Source organism: Mucilaginibacter sp. (assembly GCF_036383575.1).
GTDB lineage: Bacteria > Bacteroidota > Bacteroidia > Sphingobacteriales > Sphingobacteriaceae > Mucilaginibacter.
Genome location: NZ_DASVOB010000545.1, coordinates 1 through 3,911 on the forward strand (window position 1 = coordinate 1; position 3,911 = coordinate 3,911).

At 42.5% G+C, this 3,911-nt stretch carries 5 protein-coding genes; 2 read left to right on the forward strand and 3 right to left on the reverse strand.

What is annotated here, in order from left to right; all coding sequences use genetic code 11:
- Window positions 1–625, reverse strand: a 625-nt coding sequence (nadC, locus tag VF500_RS19390; RefSeq protein WP_330861262.1) for a carboxylating nicotinate-nucleotide diphosphorylase, incomplete at its 3' end; no start/stop codon positions are given.
- 162 nt (window positions 626–787) lie between these two features.
- The gene (locus VF500_RS19395; RefSeq protein ID WP_330861263.1) at window positions 788–1,183 is read right to left on the reverse strand and encodes a DUF4783 domain-containing protein; all 396 of its coding nucleotides are present in this window, start codon (window positions 1,181–1,183) and stop codon (window positions 788–790) included.
- Window positions 1,184–1,377: 194 nt separating this feature from the next.
- On the opposite strand from VF500_RS19395, the gene gpmI reads away from it, so the two are divergent.
- Window positions 1,378–2,901 (forward strand): 2,3-bisphosphoglycerate-independent phosphoglycerate mutase, encoded by a 1,524-nt coding sequence (gpmI, locus tag VF500_RS19400; protein WP_330861264.1) that lies wholly within the window; start codon window positions 1,378–1,380, stop codon window positions 2,899–2,901.
- 28 nt (window positions 2,902–2,929) lie between these two features.
- Window positions 2,930–3,454 (forward strand): hypothetical protein, encoded by a 525-nt coding sequence (locus tag VF500_RS19405; RefSeq protein ID WP_330861265.1) that lies wholly within the window; start codon window positions 2,930–2,932, stop codon window positions 3,452–3,454.
- A gap of 23 nt (window positions 3,455–3,477) precedes the next feature.
- Here the strand turns inward: VF500_RS19405 and VF500_RS19410 are convergent.
- On the reverse strand, window positions 3,478–3,911 hold a 434-nt coding region (locus VF500_RS19410), incomplete at its 5' end, for a hypothetical protein (RefSeq protein ID WP_330861266.1).

Consider the following 3,911-nt stretch of genomic DNA (forward strand, 5'->3'; position numbering starts at 1 on the left):
GTAAAACCTGCTCCAGTTCATCAAGGTTACGCACCTCAATTTCAATGGCAAGTTTTTTTCCATTGTCGGTTAAATATTGGTTAGCGCTTTCAATAGCTTGCCTTATCCCGCCGGCATAGTCTACATGGTTATCCTTGATCAGGATCATATCATACAGACCAAACCGGTGGTTTACACCGCCGCCTATCCTTACCGCCCATTTTTCGAGGTAACGCAGGCCAGGTGTGGTTTTACGGGTATCTAAAACTTTAGTATTGGTTCCTTGCAGCAGATCTACTATCTGCCGGGTTTTTGTAGCAATTCCCGACATGCGCTGCATACAATTCAGTACCAAACGCTCGGCAGTTAATATACTGCGGGAGCTGCCTTCAACCTCAAAAGCTACGTCGCCATATTTAACGGGAGTACCATCCTGTAAAAACAAGTTAAGCTTAAGATTGGGATCAACTACATGAAATATTTCGGCAGCCAGCTCAACACCGGCCAGTATTCCTTCATCCTTAACTAAAAGTTTTGCTTTGCCGGTAGCATCGGCAGGGATAGTAGAAAGCGAGGTATGGTCGCCATCGCCCACATCCTCACTTAAAGCATTATTTATAAACTGGTGTATTAGTTCCTTATCCAATTGTGTACGTTTTGAGTGTCAAAAGTAACAACAATTTTTAAATGCACGGGTTTGATGGCGATGTATGATAAAATGAATTTGAAAATGTGCCGATTTGAAAATTTGATAATATTAAAACATATTCATTTTCAAATTAACCAATCTTCAAATTTTCAAATTAAATCATTTCACCTTCTCATCTTCAATTTTCAGTTCAACCACATTGGTGCCTTTACCTGCATCTTTTAAAGTGATGGCAACCCTAAATTCGCCTTTATCGGTATTTAAAATATAAACACCAAAATGGTAATTACCTCCCGAGTTTACTTTGTGCAGCAGTTTGATGCCCTGGGGCTTATTTTTAGCGAAGAACTTATCTAATATCACTGCCGCCTGGGTTTGCGAATAAACATTCTCATCCTCCATGATGGTTATCTCTACATTGGTAGCAAATAATTTGGAAAGCTCTTTGGTATTACCAACTTTTAAAAGATTAGCCACGTTATCTATTGCATCGGCAGACGAAGCATGCGGAAGCATTAGCAAAAAAATAAACGATGACAGGTATATTAATTTCATACTATAATAACGTACTAACGGGTGCTAAAGTTACAAAGAGCAGCTAAGTGTTTATGTGCTTTTTAACAAAAAAAAGCCATGTTTTATAAAACTATATAATAAACACTAACAGCGTAATTTAACTTTTATTTCAGGCGGCTAACCTAAATTAAAAAATTATATATAAAGTACCCCGTTGCCTTTATATTTGCATTGTGGAAAACAAAAAGAAACTCGCATTAATAATACTTGATGGCTGGGGTTACGGCCGCAACGATCAATCAAACGCAATACTGGCCGCAAATACTCCTTTTGTTGATGGCCTGCTTAAGCAATATCCAAATTCAAAACTTGAAGCTTCAGGAACAGCGGTAGGCCTACCTGCCGGGCAAATGGGTAATTCAGAAGTGGGGCACATGAACCTTGGTGCAGGTCGCGTAGTTTACCAGGAACTTGGTCGCATCCATAAAGCGGTTGATGACCATGAACTGCCAACCATCCCGGTATTGAAAGATGCCTTTGAATACGCTAAACAAAACAATAAAGATGTACACTTCATCGGTTTAGTATCTGATGGTGGCGTGCACTCGCACATCAGGCATGTAAAAGGCCTTTGCGATGCTGCTAAGCAACTGGATGTTCCAAACGTATATATCCATGCGTTTTTAGATGGGCGCGATACCGATCCTAAATCGGGTTTAGGTTTTGTGACCGACCTGGAAGATCATATTGCCGGCACCAACGCTAAAATAGCATCGGCTATAGGCCGTTACTACGCTATGGACCGCGATAATCGCTGGGAACGCGTTAAACTGGCCTACGACCTGTTAGTTAATGGCCTTGGCACTCCAACACAAAACGTTACCGACCTCATTAAACACTCCTACCTTGAGGATGTTACCGACGAGTTTGTAAAACCGGTAGTTGCTGTTGATGGCGAAGGAAAACCGCTGGCAGTTATTAAAGATGGCGATGTGGTGATCTGCTTTAACTTCCGTACAGACAGGGGCCGTGAGATCAGCATTGCCTTAACACAAAAGTCGTTCCCTGAATATAACATGCACCCGCTTAATGTACGTTACATCACTATGACACCTTATGATGAAACGATTAAGAATGTACAGGTTGTTTTCAACAAGGAAGATCTGACCAAAACCCTGGGCGAGATCCTGCAAAATGCCGGAAAATCGCAGATCAGGATTGCGGAGACTGAAAAATACCCTCATGTAACGTTCTTCTTTTCGGGCGGCAGAGAAAAAGAGTTTGCAAACGAGAAAAGGTTATTGGTACCATCTCCAAAGGTTGCTACTTACGATTTACAGCCTGAGATGAGCGCTGCCGGCATTCGTGATGCCATTATTCCGGAGTTGGAAACAGGCTGGCCCGATTTTATCTGCCTTAACTTTGCCAATACCGATATGGTTGGCCATACCGGTGTTTTCAGCGCAGTAGTTAAAGCAGCCGAAACTGCCGACAGCTGCACCAAAGCTGTTGTTGAAGCAGGTTTGGCCAACGGCTATTCGTTCATTATCCTGGCCGATCATGGCAATGCCGATTACATGGTCAACGAAGACGGATCACCAAACACGGCACATACTACCAACCTGGTACCATGTATTGTGATTGATAAGGATGTTAAAGAGGTAAAAGACGGAAAACTGGGCGATGTGGCGCCAACAATATTAAACATATTAGGTGTTGCCATCCCTCCCGAAATGACTGGTAATGTATTGGTGTAATCCAAAAAACATAAGTAAAGCCGCCCTGATGGGCGGCTTTTTATTATTTATAACAACTTTATATTCGTGCCGGCCTGATAACAGGCAAAGCGGTGCAAAGCTGGTTTATTTTGACCTGAAAGAGTTTTTCAGGGCCGATTCGGCACGGCTTACCAAGTTAAACCCTGCTGTAACCAAAACGGTTACGCACAACGGTGTTACCGAAACCAAGGTGGTACATATAGGTAACTGGAGCCAGGAGCTCAATTTATTTATCCAGTCGGACATTAACCGCCCGGCCTGGAAAAACAGTTATACAATTAGCAACAGCGATAGTGCTATTGTTTACAAGGCACGCACGCCCGAACTTAAAACCCGTCGCATTATTATCAAAAAGGTGGGCGATAAAGTGGAGTGGGTCCTGATCTATAACCACACCAAAAATCTGCTGTACGAAACCAACGAGAAACTGAGTTATTTTCCCGACTCGCTTTACCTGATCCAAAAAACACAGCACGTAAAGTTGATGGGGCGTAACGATTACAAAGTTCAGGGAACTTTGCCGAAACGTTAAAAGAGAGAAAATTTAAATGAATTTTAGTGCTGCTTCACCAACGTATTAACGCCGGTAGTAGCCTGGATGAGTTTTTCCTTAGATTGATCGATCAATGCCGCGATATCCATGCGGCTTGGGTTATCGGCAAGTACCTTTTCAAGATCGGCAACTGAGGCTTTTAACGAGTTTATTCCCCTGGCCTTATCGTAAAAACGTGAAGTTGCCTGCAATTTAAACACACCATAATCGCGATAAGCTATACCCCGGTTTTGGTAGTATTTGTTATCCCGCATATCATTATTGATGGAGATAGCCTTTGTAAGGTCGACTATCGCCCCTAACAGATACAACTCCTTATCCGCCGCCGAAGCCTGGTTATCCCTTCCCAAATAACTTTTTGCCCTTGCCCTGTAATAATAAGCAGTAGCATCAGCCGGCTTTACGGCAATTACTTTGGTATATGCTAATATTGATT

Excerpts from the sequence above, each read along its gene's own strand:
- VF500_RS19395 (WP_330861263.1), bottom strand. The coding sequence starts at position 1,183 with ATGAAATTAATATACCTGTCATCGTTTATTTTTTTGCTAATGCTTCCG.
- VF500_RS19405 (WP_330861265.1), top strand. The coding sequence starts at position 2,930 with ATGGGCGGCTTTTTATTATTTATAACAACTTTATATTCGTGCCGGCCT.